Origin of the sequence: Leptothoe sp. EHU-05/26/07-4, assembly GCF_043421015.1 — a bacterium.
Lineage (GTDB): Bacteria > Cyanobacteriota > Cyanobacteriia > Phormidesmidales > Phormidesmidaceae > Leptothoe > Leptothoe turfae.
On sequence record NZ_JAXSQV010000001.1, the window covers coordinates 373,951 to 388,692 of the forward strand.

At 44.6% G+C, this 14,742-nt stretch carries 10 protein-coding genes; 7 read left to right on the forward strand and 3 right to left on the reverse strand.

From position 1 onward, the window contains the following. Window positions 1–102: 102 nt before the first annotated feature. Both ltrA (U2F10_RS01595) and ltrA (U2F10_RS01600) read right to left on the reverse strand, forming a co-directional pair. Complete coding sequence (ltrA, locus tag U2F10_RS01595) at window positions 103–1,821, reverse strand: group II intron reverse transcriptase/maturase (RefSeq protein WP_499870311.1); 1,719 nt, start codon at window positions 1,819–1,821, stop codon at window positions 103–105. Between the two features lie 566 nt (window positions 1,822–2,387). Continuing rightward, window positions 2,388–4,127: a group II intron reverse transcriptase/maturase gene (ltrA, locus tag U2F10_RS01600; protein ID WP_499870313.1), complete on the reverse strand. Its 1,740-nt coding sequence runs from the start codon at window positions 4,125–4,127 to the stop codon at window positions 2,388–2,390. On the opposite strand from ltrA (U2F10_RS01600), the gene U2F10_RS01605 reads away from it, so the two are divergent. From U2F10_RS01605 to U2F10_RS01615, 3 genes are all read left to right on the forward strand, one after another. Next, window positions 4,126–4,452: a hypothetical protein gene (locus U2F10_RS01605; RefSeq protein WP_499870315.1), complete on the forward strand. Its 327-nt coding sequence runs from the start codon at window positions 4,126–4,128 to the stop codon at window positions 4,450–4,452. The genes ltrA (U2F10_RS01600) and U2F10_RS01605 overlap by 2 nt on opposite strands. Window positions 4,453–4,488: 36 nt before the next feature. Then, on the forward strand, window positions 4,489–4,611 hold the full coding sequence (locus tag U2F10_RS01610) for a hypothetical protein (RefSeq protein WP_499870316.1): 123 nt from the start codon (window positions 4,489–4,491) through the stop codon (window positions 4,609–4,611). A gap of 148 nt (window positions 4,612–4,759) precedes the next feature. Beyond that, complete coding sequence (locus U2F10_RS01615) at window positions 4,760–5,881, forward strand: site-specific integrase (protein WP_499870318.1); 1,122 nt, start codon at window positions 4,760–4,762, stop codon at window positions 5,879–5,881. On the opposite strand, the gene U2F10_RS01620 is transcribed toward U2F10_RS01615, so the two are convergent. Beyond that, window positions 5,850–6,185, reverse strand: a complete 336-nt coding sequence (locus U2F10_RS01620; RefSeq protein WP_499870319.1) for a hypothetical protein — start codon at window positions 6,183–6,185, stop codon at window positions 5,850–5,852. The two genes, U2F10_RS01615 and U2F10_RS01620, sit on opposite strands and share 32 nt — an antisense overlap. Before the next feature lie 791 nt (window positions 6,186–6,976). Between U2F10_RS01620 and U2F10_RS01625 the strand changes: the two genes are divergently transcribed. From U2F10_RS01625 to U2F10_RS01640, 4 genes are all read left to right on the forward strand, one after another. Then, window positions 6,977–9,370, forward strand: coding sequence for an ATP-binding protein (locus tag U2F10_RS01625; RefSeq protein WP_499870320.1), 2,394 nt, complete (start codon window positions 6,977–6,979; stop codon window positions 9,368–9,370). A gap of 92 nt (window positions 9,371–9,462) precedes the next feature. Beyond that, complete coding sequence (locus tag U2F10_RS01630; RefSeq protein ID WP_499870321.1) at window positions 9,463–10,839, forward strand: CAP domain-containing protein; 1,377 nt, start codon at window positions 9,463–9,465, stop codon at window positions 10,837–10,839. A 582-nt stretch (window positions 10,840–11,421) separates the two neighbouring features. Beyond that, window positions 11,422–11,817 carry a hypothetical protein gene (locus tag U2F10_RS01635; RefSeq protein ID WP_499870323.1) on the forward strand — a complete coding sequence of 132 codons (396 nt, stop codon included), beginning with the start codon at window positions 11,422–11,424 and terminating at the stop codon, window positions 11,815–11,817. 402 nt (window positions 11,818–12,219) lie between these two features. Continuing rightward, a complete protein-coding gene (locus tag U2F10_RS01640) occupies window positions 12,220–14,724 on the forward strand; it encodes a tetratricopeptide repeat protein (RefSeq protein ID WP_499870324.1) in 2,505 nt (834 codons plus the stop codon). The last annotated feature ends 18 nt before the right edge of the window (window positions 14,725–14,742 follow it).

The window sequence follows — 14,742 nt, forward strand, 5'->3', positions numbered from 1 at the left end:
ACGGCTCGTCTTGTCGGGTAAGGGAGAGTAAGTCGCCTCATCTCCCTCCCCTTAGAACCGGACGTGGCACTTACATGCCATCCGGCTCAAGCCTTCTGCAACTCAGAAGGTTGTCTCCATGTGTAGGTGCTGATGACACACTTTGTGAAGGTGGAGTAGGTTTTCAACCCGGTCTGTCCCTCCGTCTGCCACCTTAATTACATGGTGGGTATGCAGTTGCTCTCCGTTAAACAGGTGCTCTTCACAGGCTGGACATTGCCAATTTTGGTTCTCAGCTACTTGGTAGTACTTCGAGCCTTTGGCCCAGTAAATTTTACCTTGCCGGGTTTGACGCTGTTGCCAGTATGTTCTGAGCGTTGGGTCATCTGGTGATGCCTTGCCAGTAACCTTGACATGGCGTTCGATGGGAATGGTTGCCAAGTGAGTCAGGGAGTAGTGAATGGCTCGACCGTCTCGGCTTGTGGCCGAGGCCGTAAAGTACCATTTCTTTTCCCGAAACACTTTGAAATATTGATCCACAACCCATCGCTTCCCTTTTCTGGGATGCCGCCTCTTGCACCATTGGAAGAGGGCTTTCCAGATGTAATGGTCGAGGGAAGAGAAGACCTTTGCACTGTTAACATGTCTGTAGTAATTGGCCCATCCTCTGAGAATTGGGTTGAGATGTCCGATGACAACTTCCGGCTTGTGCGAGGGATTGGCTCTGAGCCAGTCTCTGATGCGCTGGAGGAAATCTTTCACCTTTTGTTTGGCTGGGGTGATCAGGCATTTGCCTTTGAATTGTCTGACAGTAAATCCGAGGAAGTCGATACCCTGTTCGATATGAACAATTTTCGTCTTTTCTCGATTGAATGTCAGGCCCCTTTGTTTTAGCCAATCCTCTAAGATGGGTTTGACCGCTTCAATGTCCTCCTTAGAAGGCGCAGTCACAATAATGTCATCCGCATAGCGAATAAATCCATACTTATTGCTCCATACGCGTTTGGTTTGATATCTCCCTGTTTTCTGGTTGAAACTTCGATATTCTTTTACCTTTTTGAATTGAGATAAAAGTTCTTCTATTCCATCCAGTGCAATATTTGCGAGTACAGGTGAAATGATTCCACCTTGCGCGGTTCCGCTTTCTGTCGGGTAAAACACCTCTGCTTCAATATAGCCTGCTTTCAGCCATTGTTTAATGAGTCCTCTGCCAGGAATTAGCCCGATGGCATTGAGGATATAATCGTGACTGATATTGTTAAATGCACCTTTTATATCGGCGTCTAAAGCCCAAGTATCCACGCCTTTCCTCAATCGAGAATGACATTGTTTAATGGCATCTTGACAACTGCGGCCAGGGCGAAAACCGTAACTATGTGCCTCAAATCGAGCTTCCCAGCTCGGTTCTAGTGCATTTTTAACAATTGCTTGTGCGACTCGATTTTTGAGTGTGGGGATGCTTAATGGACGACGGTTTTTCCCATTATCCTTGGGAATATAAACCCTTCGAGCAGGGTGAACTTTCCATAAGCAGTAAGCCTGCATCTCATTAACCAAATTGACCCTGGCTTGAGGAGTCAGGGCAACTTGGCCATCAATGCCAGCCGTCTTCTTTCCTCGGTTTTGCTGGGTCACCCGTCGCACTGCTAGCAGCAGGTTAGAGTAACTGCGGAGCATCAACTTCATCAGGCTTCTCACCCGATTCCATTGATGTTCCTGAGTCGCACGATAAATTCGCTGCCTTAGATTTCGTACCTTCTTCTTGACGCGTTTCCAGTTGATGGAAGCCCATACTTGAAGACGGCCCACCGTTCCGATGTCTATTTTGACTCTATCTTTCACGTTGGTTAGATTTCTTCACGTTGATTTATCGTTGAAGACCTGTTGGAAGTCAGCTACCTTTTCGGTATCGGGCAAATTTTTGAACCCGTATCTCCCGCATTACCAGGAGCGTTCGCTTTTTCCAATTTCCCTTACCCTCTAGGTAGTTGTGTCGTCCTTGCGGTTGACCTACTCTGGTTATCGACCTTTGCCAGAGAACCTATAGGGCTTACCGTGTTCCGTGCGTTTGATCTGCGACTGAATTAGGTTCCATCTATACCCCGGTGGGATTATTGTCCTTTCGCTTTGAGCGTTCTGAGACTCATTGCCTACCCACTTACCAGTTTGGTTAAGGTGTATCAGCCTGATTTCACCTTTCACGCCTCACGAGACTTATGATGATTCACTTGCGTTAACCCGTTTCAGTCTTCCCTTTGCTCTCCATATCAACTTGGGCTGCCAATATCGTGAGCTTTCGTGCTTTGCTTTCCGCTAGTTTCATTACTTACTCCTGGCGTAAGCGGAGTCAGTGACTCTTTTACGTAGGGACAGGGAGGAAGGCTCCCCTGGGGAAGACGGCTTCCTAATCAAAATGCGCCAGTGGCGCTGAACGCACGACTTTCACGTCGCACCAAAACCGGACGTGAAAGTTTCCCTTCATCCGGCTCCTCAACAATGCAATGCCCTGACAAGGCAGACCTCTTCAAATCGATAGCCGTTTTGCTGTCATGACAATGTCGATGCAGAAGTTGTAGATTGTCGTAACATCCATTCCCCCCTTGTGACTTAGGAAGAATATGATCTACTTCCATCCGGTCTTCAGCTTTAAAGTACAATCCACAGAAGCAACATTTACCTGATTGTCGTTTGAGTAGTGTAGCTACTCGTATCGGCAATGCAGGATGTGTACCAAGTCGTTGACTCCAGTACACCCAGTCTCCGTCAAACGGGCTTCTATCCGCTTTCACCTTGATGTGCCGTTTTATCGGAATATCGTGGTGATTGATCAGATGAAAGCTCTGATTGTTTCGGGTCGAGAATTTAGACTGGTGCCAATATTTGTGCATTATCCAACGTTTACCCTTATTGGGGTGTCGTCGAATAGCCCATCGCCATAGCTTCAAAAACGTCTGCCGTTGAGCGGTTTGAAAGGTCTTTTTACTGACGCCAGTAGCGTAGTAGTTTGTCCATCCTCGAATTATCGGATTGAGTGTCCGAATGAGCACCTCTTGTGGAGATGCTTGATGAGTATGAATGATAGACCTGACTTGCTTCAGGTGGCGTTTGAGATTTTGCCGACTGGGAGTAATCAGCGTTTTGAATCCTTGATGAGACTTTGATTGGTTCTTCCCAACTCGATATTGTCGAACCGTGAATCCCAGAAAGTCAAAGCCCACATTGCCCTGATGCTCATATAAGGTATGGGTACACCGGGTTTTACTAGGATGTAAGGCTAATCCCCGTTCGGCTAGCCATTGAGCAATGGCCTGCTGACAGGCTTGAATGACCTCAAGCTGTTCATGCAAAATGACCAAGTCATCAGCATAACGAATCAGACGAGCCTGAGGGTTCACCTGCTGGATTTGGGTTTCCATTCCGTGGAGTGCGATATTTGCCAGCAAGGGAGAGATAACGCCCCCTTGTGGTGTCCCCGCATCCGTTGGAAACCATTGACCTGATTCCATCACACCCCCTTTGAGCCATGCGTTTACCAGACGGTAAATGGTCGGCGGGGCATTGAGGGTTGTCAGCAGTGCAGAATGACTGATGCGGTCAAAGCATTTCGAGATATCGGCATCTAACGCAAACTTGGGTTTAACGCGGATGCAGTTAAAAATGGCTTCGATGGCATCATGGGCCGAGCGTCCTGGCCGGAAACCATAACTGTTAGGCTCGAACCTGGCTTCCCATTCGGGTTCCAGGGAGAGCTTTAGCAGTGCCTGTCGGGCTCTATCAGCCATAACAGGAATGCCGAGCGGGCGTTTCTCGTTCTTGCCAGGTTTGGGTATCCATACCCGACGAGTTGGTTGCGCCTTATCCGTGAGGTTCATCGTCTTGACCAAGAACATGCGTTGCAGTGGGTTTAATGACGCTATGCCATCAACACCGGCTGTTCGCTTGCCTTGGTTATCTTGAGTGACCCGACGGACCGCTAGACATCGGGCGGCCCAGGATCTCAGTAGGAGTCTTTGTAATCTGTGGACTGCCTTGACATCACCACGGCGAGAGGCTCGATAGATTCGGGTTTGCAGCTTAAAAACCTGCCGTTCTAGCTTTCGCCAAGGCAGTGTTTTCCATTCATACCTCGTCTGAAACGACGGGTTCATGACATGTTCACCACGACTAACAGCTCTATCTTTTACATCATCGTGTCTACGTCAGCGTATCCCTGCGATTAAGCGGGGCCTTTGCTTCTTAGACAATCCTGCCTGCGATGGACATGTAGGTGGCCCCTACTCAGGCTATCGACCATCACCTGAGAGTCTCATAGCAGGTTACTTCGTTCCAGATAACCGTTGGTTTGAACGTTTAGGAGGATGCTATCCACCGGGTTTATCGGGAGTGCTTACTGATCCATGGCCTGCAGGTCAGCCCCATATCCTTTGCCTTTTTGGCCCCAGCCGGTTGGCCTCAGCGGCTGGTTCTAATTAACGATGACTCAGACACACCTTCGCTTTCGCTCTCCATATGTTCATGCTCAACGGGATTCCAGGTGAGGCTCCCTGGTTACCGCCTTTTATTCCCGCTTCACCCGTTGATAGCCAGTCGCTAGGTGGGGAATACGCTGTCACCCATGCACTTTGGGGGTAGGACTTGAGCATTCTAGGATACTAACTCTCACCTACACGGTTATCTAGTTGTCAAGGTACGCTCGTAGCGTTCACTCTTGCTGCTCATCCCCAAGTTTTTCAACTTGTTTCGAGCAAACGAATCACACAGGCCAGATTTAGTCCAGCTCATGCCGAAGCTTGAATACACGTTGGCAGCGGTTAATGCCAGGTTAAAGGCGAATAATACCAAGGTGGTCCTGGAGCAGCGGGGCAGTTCGCTGAGTATGCGAGCGACGTTGCCACCAAAACCGGGAAGTAATCGCATCGTTCCCTATCAGCAACGGATCGCTCTTAACTTACCGGCCAATCCAGATGGTTTGAAGCGGGCTGAAAAGGATGCGCGACTTCTGGGGGCACGACTGGCAACCAAGGAGTTTGACTGGGCTGATTATGAAGTTCACTTGGTGAAGGTAAAACACACTACCAAGGATGTCATTAAAGAATTTGAGAAGGATTACCGCAGTCGCAATGAGCTGAAGCAGTCTACCTGGAATGAGAACTGGGCCAAAATTTTTAAGCGTTTGCCTCCAAATAAAAAGCTATCGTCAGACATCTTAATTGGGCAAGTGTTGAAACAACCCCACAACACTCGAATGCGGCAGCAGACCTGTCAACGATTACAGAAGCTGGCGGACTTTGCGCAAATTGAAGTAGATTTAATGCAATATCAAGGTAACTATGGACCAAGTAAAGTGCAGGATCGTGAGTTACCCAGTGATGAACTGATCGTGGAGTGGTTTGAGCGCATTCCCAATAAGAGGTGGCAATGGGTCTATGGCATTATGGCAGCGGCAGGGTTAAGGCCCCATGAAGCGTTTTTCTGTGAGTGGGTACCGGAAGGACTCCAGGTTTTGAAGGGAAAGACGGGGCCACGTCTGGTATTTCAGTTGTTTTACCCTGAATGGGTTGAGGCATGGGGGTTGAAAAATATTTGTCGTCCCCGTATAGATGCTGAGCATGCCTACACCAAAGGTAATTTAGGCAAAAAGATTAACAATCAGTTTCACCGATATGGATTACCGTTTCAGCCCTATGACTTACGCCATGCGTTTGCGATTCGGACATCGGTGAATTTTAATTTACCAGAAACAGTCAGTGCCAACTTAATGGGGCATACACCTAGCATTCATTTGGCGAGATACCACAAGCATATTTCGCTTGCCCATAGTCAACAGGCTGTGAAGAGAGCCTTGAATTCAGCTGATCGACCAACGCCACCTAAACGACGCGACGACGACTCTGTTCTTTAGTTTTTCTCGTTTTGTAAGCTTGAACATCAACAACAAAACGGCGACCTCGTTTTTGGATTTCTGTACCCGATAGGAATTCACCTTTACGAATGGCATGGCGAAGGGATTCGGGATTGTCGAACCCAAGCATGTAGTAGGCTTCAGATGTAGGGTATAGCTGACGGGGAGATTCTTGGGCTTTGTTCTGTAATGCGTTAAACAAAGCAGCCTGTTCTGTTTGAATCTGCTCCATACGAGCAAATACCATCTCTAATGTTCGATTGGTTTGCCTGAGTTCTTCTAACACTTTGGAGTACATATCCATGACTCCGTTCTCCATGATGTGAGTGTTCAAGCGGTAGATGAGTTTATTGCACTGCGTGTAAGCATTATTAGCCTAGAGGCAATGCTTATGTTTCCTGATAGAGCCATCATATAGCAGAGACATTTAGCTATGCTGACAAAATGCTGTCATAGAAACATTGCTTAATTTAGTTAGTGGGTGAATATTCTATATAGGCTGGTCATCAGCTTTTTGGATTTTTGCACTAAATCTCAAATACCTCAAACCTTTGCTTTTGGAGGTAAGTTATCGAAGTTGTCAGCATTAGGTGGTTCAATAAGGAAGCGAACCACCTAATGCTTGGTTGATTGATCAGCATAAGTCTCAAAACTGCTGATTTAACTGAACTTCAGCTCCTGCTAGACGACTATTGCTTGAACATAGAGGGTGATATTACTTCCCTCCTATTAACTAAAGCTCATTTACTGAATCATGGCTATGGTTATTAAGGTTTCCTTTGCTCCGCATGATTTTTGTGCCTGAATTCTCTGTAGAAAGCGAAGGTAATAACACCTTGGTGTTCGCAGTAAAAAGTATTTTTAGTCTATTTAGCTAGGAACTATAGAAGTTGCTTGATCGTAATATATGTGTTCCTTAAGGCTAAGAAAAAGCTGAAGATCGCTAATAATGCAGCAATTTTCAGTATATGTTCTAGCAAGGTGATATCAATTCTGCTTGATGTAAGCCTATGTTCCTTGAAGTATTCCGGTGTACGTTCGGCGATTATTCCTAAGCCGACTAAATTCACTTGATCACTCCAGCTATATTTATCAATGCCTAAGCCTTTTTCTGACAGCAGTATTCGCATCGAAAAAAGTGCTATTGGTAGTGCTATCGTATCTGGCGATGGCAATACTATCTATGTTATTCATCAAGCGCCTGAACAACAGGATGAGAAACCTTTAGTTAGTCCATCCAATAGTCATATTGGTCCGAATCCCTATAAAGGACTGGCTGCATTTGTAGAAAGTGATGCTGACTACTATTTTGGTCGAGATGAGCAAATACAGCGTCTCTGGAAACGGTTTCAGAACCTATACGAACAATCCAATACGCCTCGTTTTTTACCGATCCTTGGACCATCTGGTTGTGGTAAGTCATCATTGGCACGGGCGGGACTTATCCCTGAACTCGCAAGAAAGCCTTTACTGGGCAAAACCCAAATGCGGGTTATAGTTATGCTGCCAGGCGAGTCACCATTAAAGGCTCTTGCAGGAGTACTAGCAAAACTAACACAAGATGATCAAACACCGGAAGTCATCAAAAAGCGTCGCTATGCAGAAGAATTAAGAGACTCTGCCAAATCAGGTCAGTTTGATTTCCTTCAAGATGTAGCCGAAACACTTTCAGATATTAAGGCTGCCCCATTAGTGGTCATGGTTGATCAATTTGAGGAAGTTTACTCCCTATGCAAAGACGCTGATGAACGCGAAATCTTTATCAATACACTGCTTCAGGCTGCCAGTAGTACGACAGGCTATGTCTCAGTGGTAATTACTCTGCGCAGCGACTTTCTAGGAGAAACTCAGTACCATCAGCAATTCAATCAAGTGATTGGCTCAGATCAGAGCACCATCGTTCCTGCAATGACTGAAGAGGAACTGAGACAAGCCATTACTGAACCGGCTGCAAAAAATCGGCATCCACTGGATGCAGCAACTGTCAATTTATTAATTGAGGAAACTAAAAACTACGAAGGGGCGCTGCCTCTATTGCAATTTACCCTACAACAAATTTGGGAGGGATTATTGATAGGTACCCCACCAACAGTAACCCTTAAAAACCTTGGAGGAGTAGGTGGCTCACTGGCTGGAAGAGCCCAAGAAATTTACTCTCAGCTATCATCCCAAGAACAAGAAATAGCTAAGTATGTTTTTGTGGGATTGGCCCAACTTGGAGAGGGGATAAAAGATACTCGTCGTCGTTGTCTGGTGAAAAATTTGATCCTGCAGAAAACCAAACCAGAAGATTTTTACAAAGTTTTACAACGCTTTTCTGCTCCTGATGTTCGGATGATTACGTTATCAGTAGATTATACAGATGAGTTTTCTGAAACACAGTTATCAAACAGAATACTAAGTGCTGACAATACTGCAGAGATTACACATGAGGCACTACTAGAACATTGGAATAAACTGAAAAATTGGCTAAATGAAAATCGTAAAGATATTCGCTTACTAAGACGTGTAGAAACAGCTGCAACATTATGGGAGCAGGGATCTCGTCATCAAGGACGATTGTGGCGCTCTATCGACTTAGCTACATTGAGAAGCTATACAGAGAGGTCAAAACTGGGACTTACGACATTGCAGACTGAATTTCTCTATGCGTCAATATGGGCTGAGAGACGTCAAAAAGGAGGCTTATTGCTGGGGTTAGTTTCAATATTTGCTTTACTAGCAGGCTCTCTTTGGCAACAAGCACAATCACGAAAGACTATCGAAGCTATATTTTTAGGGGCTGATACAACTGAAATTTTGGCTGCACTACCTTCCCTTAAGCAATCTGCCGATCGCTATAGCCAGAAAATAGATCGGCTGTCCGAATTACCTGATGATCAGCAAGCTATCAGTTTCTATCAAGAGAATAAGCTGGAGCTTCATCAAGCGATGGCTTACTATCGCAATATATTGGAGGTAGTTAGCCAACTAGAACAAGACCGCAATTTAGAAGAACTAATATCAAGAGAAGAGCTTCAAAACGATTTTTTTGAGCCTGCTGAGAAATCTTTAGCGCACTTAATAATTAAATATCGCATTCCGCAATTAAGAATGCAGCTAAGCCAAGATCCTCCAGCATTTGGTAAATTCCTTGAAAAGGATCGATTAGAATTTGAAGATCAATATACTGAAGGTGCTTTAAGAACGACCTATGAAATATTAATGCGGAATTCAGGTGCAGGAGCTGATCTAAACAATGATGGCTTTATTCTGAGTACTCAGGAAGCTAGCCAGATGCCCTGCTTGGTATTACAAAAAATTGAAGAACTTTGGCGTGAGGCCACTAATCTTCAATGTGGTTGGTATAGTAGTGACGAATATCCTCGTGATAGCCATGGCTGTAAAGAAGTAGATTCCCAGAATAGAAGTCTTTATGCAGCTATTTTCGGATATGACCAAGAGTTTGATTTAGAACGTATTCAAGGATGTAGTATATCTCCTTCTTAAGAAGAATATACAACTATACCTTTTTAATATATGCCCTTGTAAAATTACAGGCTAGATTTCCCTGTGCCAAATTGCTTTATTCGCATAATTCCATGGATTTTCCAACTTTCTACAGGCGCATCAGGCTAAGAAAGCCAATCAGCAAACTCGTGCTTTCGGCAGGTATTGCCGCATTAAGCTTCTTCATATTTGCTTTTCTGCCTTACATAACCATAGGGCTCCAAGCGTCTAATCCGATTGCGGCAAGCTTTGATCCTTCCTGGCGTAGTGGTGGAAGTATCCAAATATCCAGCAATGCTTATCGAGGCGACGTGCGTGTCTATCCGTCAGGTGGCTCACAGGCTAACTCACCTAGCCAAAAACCTGTTTTATATGGTACTGAGACTGATCCAAATGGGGATCAGCTTTGGGTCGGCGGTCGTAGTGCTTGGGCACATATGCGTCTCTGGAGAGGTCAACCTTATAACAGTCAATCTGGCCCAATTTTACAAGCTGGATTAGCTGAAGGCCCAAGTAGATATAAGATGGCCTGTGCTCGTTGGTCTGGCAACGTTATTGTTGGTTGGGGGCTTCGTAGGGTCAGAAATGGTGCATGTGAAACTTTGAGGGTTCACGCTTCTGGCTCGTATTCTCGTAATGGAGACAGTTTATATGCTGAGCATTTGAGCAAAGCTGACGGTGCCGAGATAGAAAAGGATAAGCTTTATGCTCAGAGTGATCCACCTGAAGAGTTTAGCGATGATGATTTATTCGTTAAGCGTTTAGATGAGCTGTCGCTTATTTATGTACATGATCAAGACCAAGGAGTAGCAGTAGATGTACTTGTTGGCCAAGTAGAAGTTCAACCAGGCCGTGATCAACAAGAAAGAAATCTTGAAGCTGGTCAACAATATATTTATTTTGGTGGTATTAGACCAGCTATCACACAAAGCATTGAAGTGCCTACAGTTGCTCAATCATCACCGATGGAAACCTTTCTGTCATCAGAAAATTGGGCTTCAGATTTAGCTCCATTATTGGAGCAATATAAAGCTGCTATTTTTGGCCCAATATCACTAACACCGGAGCAACAGGCTATTTTAGATATGCATAATCAGTGCCGATCAGATGTTGGAGTCGGCAATCTAAATTGGTCTAATGAAATAGCAGCTTCTGCTCAAGCATGGGCGGAGCAGTTGGGTGCTACTGGGGGATTTGAGCATGATTCATCAAGTCCCTATGGGGAAAATCTAGCAGGTGGCAATACAGTTTCAAGGGCTGTTGATCAATGGTGTGCAGAGAAAGAGAAATATAATCCAGAAACAGGTCAATGCCGTGGCGATCCATTTAGCTGCTATCACTATACTCAGGTAGTCTGGCGTAACACACGCGAATTAGGCTGTGGGATTGCTGACCACAGAAGATGGGGCAAAGTTATAGTTTGTAGCTACAATCCTCCTGGAAACTTTCGTGGGCAACGTCCTTACTAGGCTGTAAGTTTGGTAAGGCAAGTATTCTTATGGTATTTGCCTTACTGGACTTGAGGTCAGAATATTGATCGGCGTATGTTTAATAGCAGTACCTATCTATTTTTCTAGGGCATTAGATTCAAGTTTTGTCTCAACTAAGACGTTTACCAACAAAAGCAGGCGTCAAGCTACTTTTAACCATTGTTAGTCAACTCCAAAAAGGATAACTGAATCTATGCGGATATAGAAACATTGCTTAATTTAGTTTGTGATTGAATATTACACATAGGCGGATAGCTAATTTTTCTTAACTAATAACGCAGATCTCAAGTAACCTAAGCCCTTAGGTTTTGAAGGAAATTGTCGAAGGTATCAGCATAAAGTGACTACACAGAGGCGCTCATTAGTCTTACTTGATTAATTGATCAGCATAGCTCTCAAAGCTCCTGATTTAATTGAACTTCAGCTCATATAAAAATCTAAACTTGCTTACCTGATTGCCCCTTGACTCAGTCAGATGTTGTAGTTAATCTAAGCCTTAGGCTGTTCACGGCCTTACTACAGAGCCCATAATTTAGCGCCATCGGCAGGTGCTCCAACACCATGCCGATGACATACGCCCTCCAAGCTGAGCAAGCAGCCTGGGAACGCAGGTTTAATGTACCTGATGCCACCCCGGATTGCACCTATGCAGGGGGTGGCTATCTTATGGCTCTGGTTTCCTTCTCGTTTTTTATTTGGAGATCAGAGTCCATGTTTATCGATAATAGTCAGGGCACAGGTGTGCCCATAGATCCGCCTGTCAGTGGCGCATTGCCGGAATATCAGTATGAAGACGTGAGGCTAATGCTGCTGGGTAGCCTTACATCGGTGCAAAATACCATCGCCCTGCTTTTTAAGCTTAACTATGCGGAGCCTAATGATTGGAGTCGGCCATTGGCGACTGGGCGACCTAATGAGGTGATGGCAATTCTGACGAAGCGGGTCAGGGTGGATTAGGGCAAACAATAAGGCCATGTTGGTACCATGGCCTGGAGCTTGATTAAAGCTAGTTTTCTACTAAAATATAGAGTGTGTGCTCGCTTGCAAAATGATGCCCACTTCGGCACCTAAATGATGTCTGCTCGCTAGCACTGTAGACACCAGAGCTTCAATAGAGTTCAAAATTGACTTTGATAGACGGCTTTTGCTCTGTCATTCGTAGGTTCGAATCCTACTCCCCCAGTCACTTTCAGAGATTCCCTAAGAGGATTTGCCACAAGTTTGCCGCAAATCCTCTTTTGTTTAAGGGTGAACATATATCGATTTCCAGAATTCATAAACGTCCCATCAACGCATGTTCATGATTGCATGCCTCTCAAGTAAACTTGACGATGTGTAGCCTTCTTGGAAATCCATAACATGTCAGCAGAACTGGAAGTCATTGTGCAGCGAGTCTTGGGGAACAAGCTTTCTCAAGATGAGCAGCAAGCACTGGTACTGGCAATCAACTCAGGACAAGCAACACTAGCTACTGGAGACCGGGCGCTCGCCCTGGGTGGTAATGCTGATAATGCGGTTCTCGTAACAGGTGATCAAAATATTGTTGGAGATCGCAACATCGTTGGCGACCACAATATTATTTTCCAAGGCGCTGATGCTGAAGCTATTCGGCAGTATATCAAGCCATCTTTGGTTGACATACCAGAAAATTTACCTCGCAGTGGCGTTATTCAATTTGTTGGCCGAGAAGCTGAGCTTAGTCAGATATATCAGCAACTGCAGGAGAGTAATCAGGCACAGGTCTTTGCCATTAGCGGAATGGGCGGAGTTGGCAAAACGGAACTCGCTCTTCAGTACGCCCATGCTTACAAGCACTTATATGAGGGTGGGGTATGTTGGCTTCAGGGTAAGGGAACTGCTATTGGCACTCAGATCGTTCAATTTGCTAGGTCTCGTCTTCAACTGAATCCATCTGAAGATTTGGACATTTTAGAGCAAGTTGGATTTTGCTGGACTTATTGGCCTGAAGGTGATGTTCTAATCATCATTGATGACATAACTGATTACGAAGTTATTAAGGGCTATCTACCTGCTGGCAAACCTCGATTTAAGGTCCTGCTAACAACACGCTTTCGATTAGGTGCATCAATTCAGAAAATTACTATTGATAGTTTGTCAGAGCAAGAGGCCTTAGCCATCTTAGAAACTCTGATTGGGAAAGAGCGGGTTCATGCTGAAATTGGAGATGCCAAGGCTATTTATCAGTGGTTAGGCGGATTGCCACTTGGCCTAGAGTTAGTCGGTCGATATCTCAATATTAAAGAAGATCTATCTTTAGTAAAAATGCTTAAACGCTTGAAATCAAAGCGTTTTAAGTCTCGAGCTATTAGTAATCCTGAGGCAGAAATGACTGCGACACGAGGTGTTGAGGATGCTTTTGACTTGAGTTGGGAGATGCTGGAAACAGAGGCTCAAGCGTTAGCTTATTTACTCAGCCGATTTGCCCAGGCACCTATTCCCTGGAATTTAGTGGAGTTATGCTTACCCGAAGAAGATGAAGAAGATCTAGAAGATTTACGCGATGATCAATTACTCAAGCTAAATATGATTCAGCGTAAAGGAAGTGGCATTTATCAACTTCATCAACTTGTTCGGGAGTTTTTACATGATAAGTCTAAGTCTGTTGAACAGGCCGAAGATATGACTCAAAGCTTGTGTCACTATTTGGCGCAGGTTGGGGAAAAGATTCCTGAATCACCAACACGGCAATATCTGCTGCAAGTAGCACCTACTATCCCTCATCTTGAAGAGGTTGCAAATTCCTTAGCGAGTTTACTAGAAGATGAGGATCTGATCAGTCCGTTTGAGGGATTAGGGCGTTATTACGAAAACCAAGGATTTTACATACAAGCACAGGCTTGGTGCGAACAAGGCTGTGCCCAAGCTAAAGAGCGTTTTGGGAATAACCATCTTGAAGTTGCCCGCAGTTTGAGCAATTTAGCTAGTATCTACCAAGCACAAGGCAAGTATGAGGAAGCAGAAGAGATATTTCTGCAAGCTCTCAATCTTCGCAAACAGCTTTCAGGAAAAGACGATGCTGTATGTGCGGACAGTTTAAATAGCTTAGCAGTATTATTTTGTAGACAAGGTCGTTACCAAGAGGCAGAAAAGTTTCTTAAGCAGGCATTGGAAATATGGAAGCAGGCTTACGGTGATGAGCATCCTCATATAGCCGATGCATTGAATAATCTTGGCATGCTTTACAACGACTTAGGGAAGTATGACGATGCAGAACCTGTATTATTGCAGGTCTTAGATATGAGAAAGAAGTTGTTAGGCTCTAAACATCCTCGTATCACTACAAGCTTAAATAATCTTGCTTGTTGTTATAACGCTAAGGAGAAATATGATAAGGCAGAACCTCTATTTAAAGAGGCTCTAGAAATTGCCAAAAATATTATGGGAGAAGAACATCCTAGGGTAGCTGAGTACCATAATAATCTAGGCAACTTATACCTTGCTCAGGAAAGATTTGATGAAGCACAGCCTGTTCTAGAGCAAGCTTTACAGCTACAACAAAAGATCCTGGGTGAGGAACATCCAAATGTTGCAATGGGAATACATAATCTTGGTTATCTTTACTATCTAAAAGGCCAATATTCAGACGCCGAAGGCCTTTATAATGAATCACTCGAAATGCGAAAAAGACTTTTGGGCGAAAGTCATCCACTTGTTGCTATTAGCTTCAACAATCTGGCAACTCTTTATCGTGAACTAAAAGACTTTGAAAAATCTCGAACACTTTATATCCAAGCAGTTAAAATCTTGGATGCTCAACTTGGCATTGAGCATCCGCTAACTATACAAATCACAACTAATTTAAATAAGCTGGCAGATTTAGAAGCCTCTAATCAAGATGATTAAGGCTCCTAGTAATCTCTA

Excerpts from the sequence above, each read along its gene's own strand:
- U2F10_RS01605 (WP_499870315.1), top strand. The coding sequence starts at position 4,126 with ATGACATGTTCACCACGACTAACAGCTCTATCTTTTACATCATCGTGT.
- ltrA (WP_499870313.1), bottom strand. The coding sequence starts at position 4,127 with ATGAACCCGTCGTTTCAGACGAGGTATGAATGGAAAACACTGCCTTGG.
- U2F10_RS01610 (WP_499870316.1), top strand. The coding sequence starts at position 4,489 with ATGTTCATGCTCAACGGGATTCCAGGTGAGGCTCCCTGGTTACCGCCT.
- U2F10_RS01615 (WP_499870318.1), top strand. The coding sequence starts at position 4,760 with ATGCCGAAGCTTGAATACACGTTGGCAGCGGTTAATGCCAGGTTAAAG.
- U2F10_RS01620 (WP_499870319.1), bottom strand. The coding sequence starts at position 6,185 with ATGGATATGTACTCCAAAGTGTTAGAAGAACTCAGGCAAACCAATCGA.
- U2F10_RS01625 (WP_499870320.1), top strand. The coding sequence starts at position 6,977 with ATGCCTAAGCCTTTTTCTGACAGCAGTATTCGCATCGAAAAAAGTGCT.
- U2F10_RS01630 (WP_499870321.1), top strand. The coding sequence starts at position 9,463 with ATGGATTTTCCAACTTTCTACAGGCGCATCAGGCTAAGAAAGCCAATC.
- U2F10_RS01635 (WP_499870323.1), top strand. The coding sequence starts at position 11,422 with ATGCCGATGACATACGCCCTCCAAGCTGAGCAAGCAGCCTGGGAACGC.
- U2F10_RS01640 (WP_499870324.1), top strand. The coding sequence starts at position 12,220 with ATGTCAGCAGAACTGGAAGTCATTGTGCAGCGAGTCTTGGGGAACAAG.